This is a genomic window from Paenibacillus sp. 19GGS1-52, assembly GCF_022369515.1.
In the GTDB taxonomy this organism is placed as follows: Bacteria; Bacillota; Bacilli; order Paenibacillales; family Paenibacillaceae; genus Paenibacillus_AQ.
Window position 1 is genome coordinate 3618734 of sequence record NZ_CP059724.1, and the last position, 17551, is coordinate 3636284.

A 17551-nucleotide genomic window follows, 5' to 3' on the forward strand; every position below is an offset into this window, starting at 1 on the left:
TTGTTGTTGTAGTATGTATAAGTGGTTATCGCTTTACAGGAGATCCCAAATCAGGAGTCATTGATTTAAGGGATGATATTATAGATAAATTTCCTTCAAATAATAAAGCACATCCTTGTCTAGAAAATCAGCTTTCAAACCTTGCTCACAAATTTCTTGTGTATACGTTTCATGCTCCATTTATAGTTCCAATTTAGCGGATCATAATATCACTAAATCAGAAAACCCTTACTAGCGTGGGCTCGCTGGGGCTATCTTCTTGTCCATCAACTAGTTAATCAGGTGTGCGGAGCTCCTTCAGTCAGCCCGTTGCCATTACAGTCTGTGAAGTAGCGTTACTGCAGCTGACCAGACCGCTACCGGTACAGTCCGGAAACAATCAAATGCACAGTGTTGCTTCAGACGGCCACCCCACCGCTAGTAGCATTAGGGAGGTGAACAGGGGTGCAGTGATTCAACTGGCTGCTTCTCGCAGCCGATTCCGTCGGAACACCCGGAGCGGGATGCTACAGCTGGCAGCTCTTCGCCGGTACCGTCGGGGAAGCAAGACCTTTGCAGAGCTAGCGGGCCGCTATACGATTCCCACCGCTTTTCCTGATTTCCTTGCTCGGGCTGGCCCAGCTTTCTTTCTTTGAATACTGGCAAGCCTAATCCCGGCTTTTCACCTGCAGCCCAGCTCCCTCTAGCGCACGAACAATGCAGTGACCGCAACTGTGCGAAACGTCCTGCTCGGTGCAGCGGAGTCACCTTTGTGACGTCGCGGTGCTGATTCCATATGTACTACTGCAAACACCGGCCCGGTCCGCGTGCCGTCACTCAGCCTAAGCCCTTTTCTGACTTCTCTACACACGGCTGCCCCGGCTTCGTCCAGAGTACAAGGAGCACGAGCTCAGCTGCTCCTGTCGATCACCGCCGGCCAAACCGATCAGGAAACTCTGCTTCCGGAGCACCAGTCTACAACTTTATTTTCCGAGTCTAATACTTTTCTACAACCGGCCCTTTATGATTTCCTTACGCCAGCAGCGCCTTGCTGATTATGACCAATAGTAATAATCGAACCTGCTGACGGCGGCAAACCCTGCACTTCGTCTAAAGCTCAGTTGGTGCGCGGTGCTCTTGTAGCCAGCTTTCCCGCCGCCGATACCATCCAGGAAGCAATCAATTGCGCGATGTTGGCACCGGCCAACACGCCCTGATAGCGTCCGAGAAGCAACTAGGTGTGTAGTGCTCCTCCATCTTGCCTGCCCGCAGCCGATACTGTCCGAATACAACCAGTGGTACACAGTGTTGCTGCAGTCGGCCAGTACTTTGCCACTAAGATACGGGAAACAACCAGGTGCGCAGTGCTTTTAGAGCTGGCCAGATCGAGCAGGTGCCGCCCAAGAAATGTAGTCCAAGAACTTGGTCCCTTAAAACAGAAGACTCACGCTAAGCGTGGGCTTTTATTGGAACATAAAAAATAAATAAACTCCATCTGTCGGAGTTTATTTAGCGTTTAGGATTTGTTAATGAATTTATCTGATTAAAGCTGTATATCAATCACCGTATTTTATCAAATAAGAATCCCTCGCTGAAGCTGATACCACAGTATCCCCCCGGCAAAATTTGCATACATCACCTCTAAGTCCGGTAGTTCCACTACCATTGCAGCGTGGACACGAAACCTCATCCAAATTCTTCACGTTAAATTCAACATATTCTTTGCGTGTCACGACAGTATCACCATTACAGTAAGAACAAACAGTGCCCGACCATCCAATAGTTCCTCTTCCATCACATCTTGGACAATCCACTTGATCTATGTCCTGCGGATCGTAACCATCTGCTTCTTGATTAGAGACTGTACATGAACCTCCACAAAACCCACAAACAGTTGAATTTAATCCAATCGTTCCTCTCCCACTACAATGAGGGCAGTCTACTTCATCAATATCATTCAGGGTATAACTATCAGCACTTTCTTTAGTAACAACACATGAGCCTTGGCAATAACTACACACATCTCCAACTAGGCCAGTTGTTCCTCTTCCAAAACAATGAGGACAATCAACTTCATCGAGGTCATTTGGGTCGTAATCATCCGCTTCTTCTTCCGTAACTACACATGAACCTTGACAGTAACCGCATATATCTCCTACTAGTCCAGTTGTCCCCTTCCCATGACAATGAGGACAATCCACTTCATCGATTAGAGTAGGGTTATACTCTTTTGCACTTTTCTCGGATACATAACAAGAACCCTCACAATACCTACAAATATCACCAACCAATCCAGTTGTTCCTCTACCATTACAATGAGGACAATTCACCTCATCAAGTTCAATAATAATTTCGTTTGTTTTTTCAGCAATATTAGCCATCATCTGTGATATTTCATTCTTATCGTTCTTAGCATGCATCCCCTGTATAATTTCACTTATTGAGGGCATGTTTTTTAAAATTAGCTGATCGGCTTTATCAATGATTTGATCCTTGTTCCCTTCTTCTCCTGCTTTTCTAATTAAATCAGGAAGCCTTTTCAAAAAAATCTCTCCCTCAGTAATTACGGAAACTGTTAGTCTTTCTGGTTCTGACACTACCTTTTCATGTAACTCTTTAATTATTTTTAATGATTCAGTGATGACCTTTGTAACATTTTGTTCTTGTCGCATCATACGGCGACGATTTCTTCGCTTCATTAACTTAGCGGCACGAACTTCCTCAAGCGTTAGATTGCTAGCAATCTTATATCCTTTATCATATTGAGTATGGTGGTTAGGACATAGATAAATAAGATTATCAGGGCCGTTGTTTAAAGTTTCTGCTACAGCTTCGATATGTGCGATTTCTCCATTATTAAGATCACCACAAATAGCACAGGAAAAAGACGATTCTAGTTTAATATCTCGTGCAATTGCTGCAGGAATGTTCGGTCTTCCTCCGCTAGGTGGCAAAGGCCATGGTTCATTCAAATAGCCATTAAACCTCACCAAATCCGCTTCATCAACCAATAATTCACCGTTCGCTATTTGTGTAACTGGTAGTTTTACCGTTTGATTTGGTTTTGGACATCTACTAATAAAGAAATCTAATAGTTCCATACTTATCCCTAACTTTATAGCTGCATCAATTTTAGACAAAAAGACCATATCATCACTCCAGTTATATTTTTCAATAAGGGGTTCTGCATTACAAAGTTATACATTCGATTCTAATTTAAAAAAACCTCTATACATTACAGTCTACACTCAACTTGTTCACATTCGGTGTGACTGGTATCGCGGGGAATTTTGTGATTATACGCTTCAGGAGTTGTTGCTCTAACAGACCCGAAATCCTCGACTACGTATATCTGAATTCACAAAAGGAGCGGGTGAAAAGATCGGAACGACTCCAGTCAATATCGCCTGCCACATCAGATATCTTGTCTCCAATAAGGTATTGGGATTTGATTGGGAGGAAACCCCATTCAGTATCGACCTCCCCATATCGAACCTAAATATAAGGGAAATGGGGTTCGAGATAACACAACAGAAAGACAAAAGCATTGTCATAGTCCAGGCTGTCTCCTCGTTAAACAGATTCTTAGGATGTCGTCTGACGCAGCTGAAATATCTGCGGAGCGAATTGTTTTCGCGAACACCCGTGTTGTTTTCTTCCTTGCTACACCTCATCAGGGAGCGGATCTGAGTGAGTTGTCCAGACTTCGAGTTAGTGAGTACGAAATCATGGTCACTCGGCGATGCGTTTAAGAACTACGACGTCGCAGGTAAACCTAGAAGGGCAATGACTTTCAAGTAGTAAATTGGAGTAAACAAGCGGGACTTTACAACTAGAAATTTCATGATATAAATAGTTGTAGATGAAAATAATTCCAAAATATCACTATTATTGATTATTCATCATGTGAAACACCTCAATTTAAACACTTTTGACAGATGAAAAGAACATGAAGCTCATCAAATGTGTCAATTTAGCAAGCAAGTCTTAGATATCAAAGGAGAAATAAATTATGATTAAAAGGAAAAATTATTTACCATATAAAGTAATAGATTCTAAATTTGCTTCTGGCGGAAACGCAAAAGTAATGTTAGTTGAAGACAAAAATAAAAACCAATATGCTTTAAAAAGCTTGCGAGTCAATGAATCTAGAGATGCCACGAAAGTGAAAAGGTTTCTTAATGAAATTAAAATTGTGGAAAAGTACCAAAATAAAATTAAAGGAATTGTACCTATTAGGTATAAATATATTCCAGAGGAATTTGAGAATGATTTTAAGTATTCGGATCATTTTAAGGGGCTTGAGATTTGGTATGTCATGGATTTGGCTGAATCTATAGAAAATAAATTAGGTAACTGTGATGAGTTAGAAATAATAATTGATTGTTTGATATCTTTGTCTGAAACATTAGCAGAATTACATAAACATCGAATCGTTCATAGAGATATTAAACCAAGCAATATATATTATTATAAAAACAAGTGGGCTTTTGGTGATTTTGGTCTAGTTGCATATCCAGAATTCGATGATGGTTTAACACAAATTAACGATAGAATTGGGAATTATGCTACAATTGCGCCAGAAATGCGACGAGTTAAATTAGCAGAAGATGCAAGACCTGCAGACGTCTGGTCTCTTGCAAAAACACTGTGGATGCTTTTAACAAATAACTGGGTTTCTTGTTTCGAAGGATTATATAATTCTAAGGATGAAGCAATTTCAATTACCAAATACTGGACTAATGTCCCAATTGCACATTTAGAGAAAATTCTTGAAAGGGCTATTCGTTACGAGCCACAACATAGAGTTGATATTAATGAGTTTTTAGTTTTATTGAATGAATATAAAGTTCTCTTAAACGAAAAAAAGAGTATTTTGAGTTATGAAGAGTTACAAGTATTACGGGAAGATTCAGAGGGAGGAATAGTATATCAAAACTCTGCAGACAGGACAGTTGATACAAACGAATTAATTTGGGATTTTCACTATAAATGGGTGTCTAAAGAAATCAAATTCATTGAAGCCGGTCTCGATGATGAGGTAAGTGTATTAAAGTATATTAAGATGAAGTTGGAATTTTATAGCAGTAACGAATTTATTGTGTCTCCGGTAATTAGTCACTATTATAATCCAACAATGCCAGCAATTAAAATTTTTATAAAATATACAGCGAAAATGTCAAAGTTTGTTACATTTATGATATGTGCAGATAAAAAGATTCATGAATTTACCCATGGATATACATTAAATTGTTACTATGATTCCGACGAAAATATTGATTTTAAACTAGTAGATAAAATCATAGACAAAATCTATGAAATATCGATGAAATCAGCTGGGAACAAAAACAACAAAAATGCCTAAGGTTTTCTAATCACACATTTCACCCAGTTATATATGACATTTTCACTTTCAACAAAAATTATTTTTCTTTACTCGATATTATTGTATGAAAGTTAGATCCATGTCATGTCTTGTCAATCATGCTTAGGCGTTTAGCTAATAGGATATTTAGACCAATAAAACAGTGACAGTCTAGGACTTTATTTTCCTTGAACAATAACTCTACTTTCCAATTTTAAGGATATGAAATAACTTTTTCCTCAAATGTGAAATATGCAACAACTTTTTCTTCAACGTACAATTTAATTTATAAATTGAAATCCCCATAGCTCGTTACAAATGTATCTGTTGTAAAACCATTTCTTCTAAACTTTTAATTGAATTCGAAAAAAATTTTCCTAATGTTTACTTACTCACTTTTTTTCGATTGTTTCACTTCAAATACTGTATTTACAAACATTAAGATTTTTGCAGTTATACAAAACTTCTGGAAATGAGCCTTATCTTAGTGTTTATAGCAAATATAGAAGCTATTATTTGGTTTTTGCATATCTCTTTTCTTCCTTTTATGAAAGTAATAAGCTGCAATCACGCTTTCTCCCGATTACTTACCTTGAATAATTTTTTTCTTGATTCCTCCACAAGAGTGCACCCCATAACCACGTGTATTACAAATACATATCCACTGTTAAAATATCATATTTAAGAAATTCAAAAAAGGGGCTGTCCCATAAGCCAGAAATGGCTGCTTGGGACAGCTCTTTTTTTGGAGTCAGATAGACATTGCGCTTGTGAGGACGCTCCGCGAACGGACCGTTGTTTCAATCGCTGTGGTCTCCAGATTTTTTTCATTCCCCTTAGCGGTGAAAATCCGGAGACCAAGGCGAACGCTATCGCTTTTCCACAATCGTTCCGTCCTCTCCGCTGTTTAAGCGGAACTCGTATCTACAATCCTTCTAAAAATCATAAAAAAAGAAACCTTTCTTTGGTAAAATGGAAGTGCGACCAACCATTTTAAATCAAGGAGAGGTTTCTTTTGTACATTCAATAGTCCATGGACCAACTTTGCTTGCCAATGGATTTAGAGAACGACATTCCAGAACATCACCTCGTTCGTATCGTCAATGACGCCGTTAACCGGCTGGACGACGCCATCTTTGACGCTGCCTACCCGGGTGGTGGCCGTGACAGTTACCATCCTAAAATGCTGACCAAAGTCATTATTTACGCCTACACGCAGCGCATCTATTCCTCTCGCCAAATCGCCAAATCCATTCGGGAGAACATCCCCTTCATGTGGCTCGCCGGTCGGCAGCGACCAGACTTTCGGACGTTGAATCGATTTCGTTCCCAGCGGATGAAAGACGTCCTTCAAACCGTATTTACCGCCGTGCTTCAATTTCTGGCTGACGAAAAATACGTTTCCCTGGAGCATTACTTTGTGGACGGAACCAAAATCGAGGCGAACGCCAATCGCTACACGTTTGTTTGGGGGAAAGCCGTCAGTAAACACAAACTCAAACTGCAAGATAAGGTGCATGCCCTGTTCGCTGACATTGAAGCGGCAGAAGAACAGGAAGAACAAGAGAATTCAGGCAAAGACCTGGCTGAACTCGGCACAGATTCCGAAGTGAGCAGCGTGAAACTTGAACAGGTGGTGCAAAAGCTCGAAGCTCAGCTGGCCCAAAAACCGAAAGACAAACCCTTAAAAAAGGCTGTTCGGACGCTGCGCAAGGATTGGCTTCCCCGACTGCTGAAGTACGAACAATACCAAAAGCTTCTGGGTGACCGGAACAGTTTCAGCAAGACAGATCCAGAGGCAACGTTTATGCGGATGAAAGAAGACCACATGCGAAATGGCCAGCTGAAACCGGGATACAATGTGCAAATCGGGACCGAAAACCAATTTATTTTAGCCTACAGTTTACACCAAAGACCGACCGACACCCGCTGTTTAGAGCCGCATATGGAAAAAGCGCAGCAGATCCTCGGAAAACGGCCAAAGACAGTCATTGCGGATGCAGGCTACGGCAGCGAAGAAAACGACGCCTATCTGGAAAAGAAAGAGATTCAGGCGGTGGTGAAGTACGGCAGCTACCACAAGGAAAAGAGCAAAGCCTGGAAAGCGAATGTTGGTAAAATCGAGAACTGGACATACGATGCAGCCGAGGATAACTGGACGTGCCCCGTCGGGAAAGTGCTGCATTTCCGCAGAGAAAGCAAGGAAATCTCACAGAGTGGATATGAAATTCACAAACGTCATTACCGAAGTCAGAGCTGCGAGGGCTGTCCGCTGAAGGAACGCTGCACGAAGGCAGCCGGAGATCGGGAAGTGGTTGTTAGTATTGAACGACTGCGTTATCAAAAGCAGGCTCGTGAGATCTTGCGAAGTGAGGAAGGTTACGCTCTGGCCGTACGCCGAATGACAGAACCGGAAAGTGTATTTGGACAACTGAAAAATAACAGGGGCTTCCGGCGCTTTCTGCTTCGCGGCATGGAAAAAGTGACGCTTGAGGTCAGTTGGCTTTCGCTTGCCCACAATTTACTGAAGCGAGCAGCCATAGACCAAAAACATAGAGCAGCATTCCTCCAATAACAGGAGGTGTGCTGCTCTGTTGACTTTTATGCTTTTGAAATTGAAGGTGGCCTGTCTCTGCTCGTAGAAAATCTACTTTTGAGACAGCCCCTTTTAATTGAAGAATTAGCATTACTCAAACCCATTAGACGACAGAGAGTTCTTAGCATTAAAGGATTGAAGTCGGATGGCTTGCTAAGAGAAGTACTTCCACCACATCCTGCGATAATGCATGAGTCTCGGTGATGATACGTCATATGAGTTCATTAAGGTTTTCCTGATTATGTTGTAGGTTAGGGAATCATTTTATATACTAGATAGCCGAGATGATCAGTAAGACAATAATTCTACACTACATTGATTAAAGAAACTCTCCATATTATTGAAATTACTTCCCTAAAAATTCGATCCAGCTCGAATCATTGTGTAATGCTTGGTACAAAGCAGTTCTCCAATGATTCTTTTTAAAGGCTAAGTTACTATCATATCTATCCTTAACATCAGCTATTAATCCATCTATATTCATTTGTTCAAGATATGTATATATTGATTGTAGATAGCCACTAAGTTCGTCACTTGCAAATCCTGTGAAACTAGTCTGTAAATCAAAAACTTTAAAATGAGTCTTTATTCGCTCGTACAAAGAACTATTAAAAACTGATTGATCAACTCTATATTTAAAAAAAATGCTATCACTGCAAATAACTTCACAAAATAACCATTGCTCGTTTTCAACATTATCATAATATGGATGAAGCGTAACATCAGTTGAGGCTAATTTAGTAGTATTACAACTATAACAACTTGGAACTAAGTTATTCGGGTAAACAGCATAAATTGGATATTTGCTTTTTGGAAGATAATGATCGAGTGTTGATACTGTTCCAAAACCACAGTATGGACACTTAGTAGTCATCTCTCTTAAGGTCTTATAATATTTTCTAACTTGAGTCTTTTCCTGTGTCATTTTATCATAAAGCAATATCATGTTAGCCTTTTGATCAACTCTTTTGACTATATTGTTGTAATTACGATTAACTAGAATATTAAATGTACCTAAAGTTGCATAGTTATCATAATGATTATATCTTCTTTTAAAAAAGTCTTTGCTCTCTTCGATTTTTTGTTTTAATTCTTTACTACGTATATTTTCCTTTGAGGAAATCAATACTTCAAGGGCATCCATATTTGGCTTATCTAGATGCTTCATTTTAATTTCTTTCCTCCTTGCTGAACAATAAGGATCTTGCTATAGTTTTCCCTTCAAATCCAAGCTTCCCGTTAAAATAATTAATTATGTCATCATAATTATCAAATTCAGATACGGCTTTACTAATTAAACCATGAAAACCTGACTTGTGAACCTCTAAGCCAAAAACGTCTCTAGTTAAAACCCCTATATTTTCTGCAAATGTTTCATCTTCAGGCCTATCAAAATTAATTTGGTCATAATATCTATTGATTATCCATACGCATTCTTTAGGTATTTCCTGCAAAATTACAGGAGAGTGTGTAGCAATAATCGCCACTGCATTTCTAGAAATCATAAGATCTGATAATGCTCTTGTAAAAGAAGAAAGTAATGGTGGATGTAAATGCATCTCAGGCTCATCTAAGATTACTAGACTTTTTTCTTCGACTGTTTCAACTAACTTTGTAATGGTTAATAATACAATTTTATGCCCTGAACTTAATTTTTCAAAATAAAGATGCGCTCTAGAGATATATTCATTCTTTATAAAATATTTTACTCCTATCGCTGAGAATATGGGATCACTATCTAAAGTAGTAATAGCATCAATCCAGCGAGATGACTTTCCATTATTTATGATTGATAAAAGGCTATCAACAAACTCTTTTTTCAAATCATCTAAAGTTTTTGGTATGAAGTTAATTTCGGTGATCTTCTCATCCAAATCAACTCCTGATTTTTCTAATTCTTTTAACATACCAATTGAAATATATTTTAAAGTGTCTGAACTTTTAAACTTCACGTAATTCCCTGTATCGAATGCACTAAATGCTACCGTAATTAAATTTGCGAACAATACTTCTTGCTTCGTATCCTCTGTTACGATTATTTCTCCATATTCATCTGAATTCGTGAGCACAGTTGCCACTAAATTTGTTAATAACGTTGTTTTACCAACACCATTTCTGCCTATTAAAACATGCAAGTTAGTTGAAGGGATTTGCGTTGGATCAACCTGAATATGCATATAGATCTTATTTTCATTGTTGGGTAGATTATAAATGAAGTCATACTTTGTCAATTCTGCATTGCCATGTGCTAACCTACTGTATTGCCCCCTTATAGAAGAAATACTTACATCTCTTTTCAAAGCTCTTGTAAACATGTACTCAAATCGAATAACATCATAGATACTTTCATCTAGTGCAATATCATTTAGGCACTTTAAAATAATTAATCTATCATCTTCTTTGAATTTATAAAGATTGTAATAGTAAGTTACGTCCTGACCCAACGAATAAAATTGATCAGGTAGTTGTGTACAATCGTTAGGAATGCTTGGTATGAGAATTTTATTATCGTCAGGTTGTAATCCTTTCTCTCCAACTTTTACACTTCCTAGAAATACATGGTCATACTTGGTACAATAACTTACATGATATAAACATTGATATTCCCACCAGTCGTTCCATCCATCTAGTCTAAGATGGATATAAGGCTCATTTAGGTCGGCTGGCACATCTTTTGAACTGATAATACGCATACATTTGCTCCTCAACAATGATTTCAAAGTACTCAATACGTATATATTTTCTCATCTAGTTACCAGTATCAGTTACGTGTATATTAATCTTTGTAATTTGAACCCGCCAAAGGGATAATCACCGTTGGATTAAATGAACCACAATATTATATTAAAGAAAAAAAGAGCCAAGGGATACTTTCCGCTTGACTCTTTATCCGATGCTTTCGGACTCAATAAATTATATTGCGAATGTATTATTTTGTAAAGGGATTATTATACAATTCCCAATTCAGTTTAGTTACTATTTTTTCTCCAAACGTTAGATGGAAGAAATGTATTTGAAGGATCTCCATACTCTCCCCCTTTAATTATTAACTCCATCGGCACAGAAAATGCATCACCAACTAATAGTGCCGAGCTAGTGGTTAAATACGTAATACGTTGTAACTGCGAGTCACTAATATAAGGGATACTTCTTCTCATCTGTTCCAGATCTACGTTACTTCTGATTCTATGAAGAATGAAATTGTTACATTGAGACAACACTGTCTTTGACAGTTCCTGGTTATGAACATCCAGATCCGAGCAAAAAGTGTAAATTTTCTGATTTACTACAAACTTGTTTCAGTACATTAGAAATATCTTTTTTTGATTCTTAATATCATTTCCTTCATTTATATTAAATACCATTTCTAAAATAATATAAAGAAGGTTTGATAACGGGAAGAATGGTTGTCATATTTATTCACCTTTTTTATAGCTGAGACTTATTTTTATAAGTCTCATTAAGCCAAGGCTTTTCAACTTTCTTCCTTGAATTGTACTTTTGGTACATTCGAAAAATCCCCAGAATATAATTCCGGGGACCTATAAAATGCTCTTTTAGACATTAGTCCTCAAAAAGATCTTCAGATGCCTGATGTTGTGACTCATATTCATAGGAAGCAGCCAACTGACGAAGTATGTCTGCCAAGCGATGGTATCCATGAAGCTCTACTTCTTCTGCTTGCTTCCTATATTTTTCAGCCAATTCTTTTTCCTCTTTACCTGCTGTCCAAGAGTGAACTCCTCTCGAGTTAAACAATTCAGTTCTATAACCTTCCCGTATATCCTTAGCATCTTTTTCATTTAATACCTTGGCTGCAGAATGATGTATCCAAAGTCCATCTGGATCAGCAGGTGTATAAATGAGCACGTGTCCAACCATAATAAGTGCGACTTCCAAATGGCCTGATTCACGAGTATGTTTTTTCACTTCCTCAAGCCAATTAATCAGAAAATCACCATCAAATGTCCCTTCCCGACTACCTGGAGGTTTACTCCATTCTCTAAGTAAGTTATAAGCATTTGATGCTATATTTTCCTTATCCTCCGATGAATCTTCTTCAGTATGTTGCTCTTCGTTTTTGGAGCGAAACACTGTGCGTATAACCTGACAAAAAAAAGTTGGTTGTTCAGCTAGTTGTTGCTCTAAAAGTTTTGGTGTTGCATCAGGATAATGTCGAAGTAAAGTCAAATAATTCCATTCGATTTGTGCAAGGTCATCTTGATTTGTTTTCTCTTCATTTTGTAGAGCTTTAATAATCTCAACAATGTCATGAGTATAAATTGATTGAATACCCTTAGGAGAAGCAAGCACTGCTTGTAGCACACGCACAGCTTGTTGGCTATCAATAGTGCCTTTTTCATGTAATAGTTTGTCCAAGCATTTGACAGCGGCATGCGGTCGATTATATTTAAGTAAACAATTAATTGCCCAATCCAATTGTTCTTCTGTTTCATATGGATTTGCATTTGTTAGGGACCAATATAGTATTTGGTCCTCTCCAAGAAGTTTTTCTAACCTCCCCCATGTTTCAGAACTAAAAGGTAGGTATACAAGCAGTTGTGCTATTTGGGGGTTACTCCAATTTGTAAAATCGAGATTATCAACCCATTGCCACCCATTTTTACGGAATGTCCCCAATATAAAGCCACCAACAAACCTCGAGATTGAATCTATATCCGAAGCAATTAATGCTGGAAGAACAGCTTTTTCGATAATGTCTTCACCTAGTACTCCTGAAGCAAGTCCTACATACATTGGATGCTCAACAACCTTAGCAAAATTTAGAAGCTCTTCAACACCCCCTGCGACCAAAATTTCCCTTACAGCCTTCTGTCTAAGCTCATCTAGCTTTTTCTGTTGTTCTTGATAATTCCCAAGTTCCTCAAATAGATGTGAATCATAGTCATTAAAGATTCGTTGGTTTCGATAAAATGGTTCTATAGGAGAAAGACTGTCGGCAACAGTTTGAATATTATCAACTATTTTCGAAGGAATTGCCCACTTTGCATCAGAAAACTTTCGGTGTCTTAAGACAAGAACCGTAAGTTCATTCCATAATTTTAAGCGAGCTTCTTGTGGTAAACAAAGTACTTCTGATGAACTCAAGTAACTTAACAGTTCATCAGCCACTGGCTGGGGCAAGTCTGAGAAACGTGATATTAATTCATTTAGTTTTGAAAAATCATGCTTAGAAGCTTCTATTATTAATAGTGCATATCCGGATATCTGCTCCCAATACTCTTGATTCGTAACACCTTGAGTCCAATCATCTGCAATTAGTTCTCTCCACGATGGTTTATGAGAACCTGATGAAACTTGATGTGAACTAGGAAGAAGCTCTAACAGTAATTTCCACGCAACATCAGGAAATTCTAGGAAAAGAGTTGTGACAGCTACTTTTCTCTTTGAAACTGAGGCGCTAGTCTGAGGAAACCACGGCAATAAGATAGTCGAGAGAGAATTAGCTGGACGATTAGCCCAGTTTCCTCCTGGATCTTTTTGAGCAAGTTCTCCAAGTATGATAACTACACGTGTTAAATATTCAGCATCCCAAGCTAAGGTTTCCAATGCCCAAAGCAATCCTGTCATGTAATTGTGCCCCATCAATCCTGTTCCCTCTTGCGAAAAAACGCTCTCAAATGGAGAGTATTTGCTCGCTAATGCTTCTTCAACTGAATTAAGAAATTCATTTGGAGCCGCCTCAGCAAATAATGGTAAGAGATCATTCAGACTGGCCCAAAGTATCCAATCTGCATCAAAAAAGAGTTCCCTAATTGTAGTGGAAGCCGTCATTACAGCTTTTGCTGAAGAACATGATATCAACGCTTGTGGTTGGCTTCCTAGAAGTGCTAATGTTTCTGCTACCCCTTTCCTTATTAGTCTTGAATGATTTAAAGTCTTACCATATATACTAGCCGCATACCTCTGATCACCAGGTAAATCGAATTGAGGATCACGTTCTTTTAGAACAGTCAATGCTATTTCTTTAAATCGGTCGAGAAGTTCATCATATATTCGTGGTCCAAGGGCATACCATCCCTCGTATCGCAAAACAACCTTCCAGTTACCCTCTCTATTAATTAGGGGACTGCTCGGACGAAGCGAAATATCACGAATCTTTCCGATCCAATCCCCGTAAAAGTTTCCCGAAAGTTTCTCCACGATTGATTTATCCGCATCAGACCGTTCATTCCATGCACCAAGTAGTTCCGCAATAACAAGTTCAGCTGCATCCGTTCTTTGAGCCCATTCCGGCATTAAAGAAAGATGTTGGATACATCTAAGTAAAGAGCTTATATTACCGTCACTTTTCTGAGCTAGAGTACGTGCTCGTTCCTCGTTATATCCGGCCATAACTAAGGCTTCTTTCAATTGATAACTTTTTGGGTTTGGTATAGTAACTCTGTTCGGATGCGGTATCCCGCCTGGTCTTCCGCTAAAGATGACCAAATGCCTACCCCTACGTGCTCTTTCTAGGAGTTTTGTGCCTGTTTCTGTCTCATCAAGGTCAAAATTTGCAACTAGAAAATGAGGTGAGTTCAGAGTAACCATTGCATTCCATGCTTCCACATTCGAAATGATAAGACAGCGCCCGGTGATATCCACTTTCAATTCTTCGTCTAAAGATGCAACGTGAGCAGCAACAAAATCTGCTACCTGTTCAGGAAAGAGGGTGTCAACTTTAAGTTGAACCAATGTGCCCGAAAATAGTTCATTCAATTTCTCACTAGCCGCATTGCGGTTAGTAAGAAAGACTTCTGGTGTAAGAGGTGGAGGGTCTCCTATGGTTATTAAATCTCCCCAATGTTGCTCTGCAGTTTGAATGTGCTGGATAGGTAAATTCATAATCTCTGCAAGCCATGTTTCTACAGCGGGAAAATGGTGCAACCAATCTATAAGTACCGATCCATCTATTACACGAACATCGGCCCACTCGTTATTCTGCCGTCTACTATGTAACCATTCAGCTTGCGCGTTCTCTTTCCATGTATGCTGCCAATCCCTTCTACCAGAAAGCGGTGTAACGAAGACAAATGTTGATTTTTTCCTTACCTCTTCTGGAGTTGCGTCAGTCAATCCACGATAATCCGATGTTGCTTTGTCTCTGGCGATATTTCCAGTACCAATTTCCCAGAATGATCTCCCTTCAGGTACAAAAGGATCGAAACTATATTCAGTATTTAATAATCCGTCAGGACCTGGCTGTCCAATACTATCTCCTAGTGGAAATCTGCGCTCTTTCGGATTGGGAGAAGACACAGCAACCAATCGCCATACAAGTTCAACTATTTTCCCTTGAGCTTCTCGTGTATTTCCACGTACCCACTCATCTAGTTGATTCTCACTTATTAGACTCATACTTGAACGCATCCCTTCTATTTTATTGAAATTGCTAAATCACAAGTTCGACAAAGATAACTGATGTACCTTCATATAAATGTTAACCTACGATTCCAGAACGCTCCACTGGATTGGGTGGACTTCCTTCAGCTGATGCCAGCTGTGCCTTGGAAACGCTCCTTCAATTTTTAATATTGGTAAAGCATCGATCAATACTCCCTGAAAGTAGAAATTTCGTATTCTAGTAATTTTTGAACATCTTCTGGTAAGCGTCATCATCCACAAAAAAACTAATTAACGGGCTGGCGCTCTCCCTAGTCAAGTCATCGTAGCTAATTTTCAAAATGTATCCCGCTTGGGAAAGTAAAGCTTTAAGATATCGGACTTGCTCTTTACTTGCGGAAGCATTTGAGTTCCATGCCTTTGATTTTTCTCTTGTTTCTGTTTCCAGCAGTTCATTTTCTCGGAACTGATAGGTTAAACCATATTTCCCCGCTGACCATTCCTCATCTTCATCATTGCCGTAATTGAACCAATTCACATATGCCTTTGGGATTCGTTGATCGATATACCTCGCAATATCATCCAATAGCTTTTCTGGTTCTGGAGTTGTAAATAAATCACGATCGAAGTATTTACGTTCTTTAGAGGACAAAAAATTCCTTGGCCAGTTCAAACCTATCCATTTTGTTAAGCTGATCCGGCGAACGAACAGTTTTGCTTGTAAAACCATCTTTTATAATATGGTGTGCGACATATTGGCCAAGTCGCATTTTCACTTTTCCCGTATCTGCGTAATTAAACATATGGAACCTCCTTCATTTAGTTAAGTCCAGCTGATCTGCTCCACAGCAGCCCCATGTTACTCCAGCCCTTTATATACGATCATGGATTTGTAGTGATTCTTGGAAGTGGTTGGATTGTGATCGTTCTCTTTGATCGACTCAAACGGTACCCTCAACTCCCTCAAAACTCGGCGTGGTTCAACTCTGTTGTTCAAAATAAGTCAATAAACCTTTTGTTAAACTGTGAAATTAAATGATGCTAGCTTTTCATCGTGTTTTCCGTCTAATAACGAAGCATTCACCAAAAAAAATTTATTCATTAATGTTGCAAATGAATTTAGAAACTCTTTACTGAAACTGGATAGTAGAAAAAAACTATTCTCAAAGTTCAATTGAGACACACCATGTGCTTCTCCCATATAGTCAAAATCCAACACTTCGTTAGTTATATCTTTAATTTCAGTTGTTATTCCGCTCATTGGGAGCAATAATTTTACTCTATCATTATTTTTTGCGAAATTATGGACAATAGAATTCCTCAAAACTGCACAATTTTTCATATGTGTCCATTCAGGGAGCTGATCCGGAAAATAAGTAGTTGCAACGTTCAAGATATAATTACTAGCTTTCACTATAGTTGAACCAGTATTTTGTTTATTATTAAAAAAAGATTCAACACTCATCGAAATACCTCTCATTGTATATAAAGTGTTGCAAATTTTAATAAGAATATGTTCAAAAAAACCATAAAGTGTAACAAATACTGAATTTCTTAATGTTATAGGGAACCAGTACGATTCTTTTTCCATACCATAAAAATCATAAGAATCGCCTTCATGGTTCACGGTATAATGTGATTGATTAACCATATCTTTTATTTGTTGTTCATTAATTTCTATATAATTAGATGTCTGATTTAGGAAATCCCTTATCTCAAGCTTCAGCTTACAAAATTCACTTATAGTGCTATTCAAATTGTTTCGCTCCTTTCATCTAAACATGTCCAGCTGATCGACTCCAGATTTTCAGCTCCAGGAGTCGTATAAATCATCGTCATTTCGATATTAGGTGTGCCGTCCTCTTTGTAATGCCCTATCAACATAGCCACTTTTTGCAGATCGTTACTAGCAGCCAGTAAATCGTGGCCAAAAGTATGACGTAAGCTGCGACAGGTCAGGTGTTGAGTCGTATCCGCTCGCGATATTTTTCTACTATGTGTTGAATCCCTCGATCGGAACATTTTGACGATCACTTTGAACAAATACATATGGACTGGATGAGTCTCTCTCTACCAGGTATCCCTGCAACGCAGCTCGTAGCTCTAATTTAATTAATCTTTGTCGCCTTTATCGCGGATATAGGCAGTCCCTTCCGATCGCTCAATTCCAGATCCGTAAGCTGCAGATCACAAAGCCCATGTACGCGAAGACCCAATCGAAGAAAAGTTAACATTATGGCATTGTCTCTGGTGCTCTTCTTTTG

The 17551-nt window shown here is 38.8% G+C and carries 11 protein-coding genes; 3 read left to right on the forward strand and 8 right to left on the reverse strand.

Annotation, left to right across the window (positions count from 1 at the left end):
• Window positions 1-449 precede the first annotated feature (449 nt).
• Window positions 450-635, forward strand: coding sequence for a hypothetical protein (locus H1230_RS16945; RefSeq protein ID WP_239710913.1), 186 nt, complete (start codon window positions 450-452; stop codon window positions 633-635).
• 900 nt (window positions 636-1535) lie between these two features.
• Here H1230_RS16945 and H1230_RS16950 read toward each other — a convergent pair.
• Entirely contained in the window at window positions 1536-3128 is a 1593-nt protein-coding gene (locus tag H1230_RS16950; RefSeq protein WP_239710915.1) for an HNH endonuclease, read from the reverse strand.
• Between the two features lie 863 nt (window positions 3129-3991).
• Between H1230_RS16950 and H1230_RS16955 the strand changes: the two genes are divergently transcribed.
• Both H1230_RS16955 and H1230_RS16960 read left to right on the forward strand, forming a co-directional pair.
• Window positions 3992-5344 carry a protein kinase domain-containing protein gene (locus H1230_RS16955; protein ID WP_239710918.1) on the forward strand — a complete coding sequence of 451 codons (1353 nt, stop codon included), beginning with the start codon at window positions 3992-3994 and terminating at the stop codon, window positions 5342-5344.
• A gap of 1033 nt (window positions 5345-6377) precedes the next feature.
• Window positions 6378-7919: an IS1182 family transposase gene (locus tag H1230_RS16960; RefSeq protein ID WP_239710920.1), complete on the forward strand. Its 1542-nt coding sequence runs from the start codon at window positions 6378-6380 to the stop codon at window positions 7917-7919.
• A 367-nt stretch (window positions 7920-8286) separates the two neighbouring features.
• Here H1230_RS16960 and H1230_RS16965 read toward each other — a convergent pair whose 3' ends face one another.
• The 7 genes from H1230_RS16965 to H1230_RS31710 all read right to left on the reverse strand — a co-directional run bounded on the left by H1230_RS16965 (window position 8287) and on the right by H1230_RS31710 (window position 17336).
• Window positions 8287-9108, reverse strand: coding sequence for an HNH endonuclease (locus tag H1230_RS16965; protein ID WP_239710923.1), 822 nt, complete (start codon window positions 9106-9108; stop codon window positions 8287-8289).
• A 1-nt stretch (window position 9109) separates the two neighbouring features.
• Window positions 9110-10633: an AAA family ATPase gene (locus H1230_RS16970; RefSeq protein ID WP_239710926.1), complete on the reverse strand. Its 1524-nt coding sequence runs from the start codon at window positions 10631-10633 to the stop codon at window positions 9110-9112.
• 871 nt (window positions 10634-11504) lie between these two features.
• Window positions 11505-15302 (reverse strand): hypothetical protein, encoded by a 3798-nt coding sequence (locus tag H1230_RS16975; RefSeq protein ID WP_239710928.1) that lies wholly within the window; start codon window positions 15300-15302, stop codon window positions 11505-11507.
• A gap of 223 nt (window positions 15303-15525) precedes the next feature.
• On the reverse strand, window positions 15526-15939 hold the full coding sequence (locus H1230_RS16980; RefSeq protein ID WP_239710929.1) for a hypothetical protein: 414 nt from the start codon (window positions 15937-15939) through the stop codon (window positions 15526-15528).
• On the reverse strand, window positions 15929-16090 hold the full coding sequence (locus H1230_RS16985; RefSeq protein WP_239710931.1) for a hypothetical protein: 162 nt from the start codon (window positions 16088-16090) through the stop codon (window positions 15929-15931). The genes H1230_RS16980 and H1230_RS16985 overlap by 11 nt, the downstream gene beginning before the upstream one ends.
• 215 nt (window positions 16091-16305) lie before the next feature.
• Window positions 16306-17043 (reverse strand): hypothetical protein, encoded by a 738-nt coding sequence (locus H1230_RS16990; protein ID WP_239710932.1) that lies wholly within the window; start codon window positions 17041-17043, stop codon window positions 16306-16308.
• Window positions 17040-17336, reverse strand: coding sequence for a tyrosine-type recombinase/integrase (locus H1230_RS31710; RefSeq protein ID WP_481857078.1), 297 nt, complete (start codon window positions 17334-17336; stop codon window positions 17040-17042). The genes H1230_RS16990 and H1230_RS31710 overlap by 4 nt, the downstream gene beginning before the upstream one ends.
• Window positions 17337-17551 lie beyond the last annotated feature (215 nt).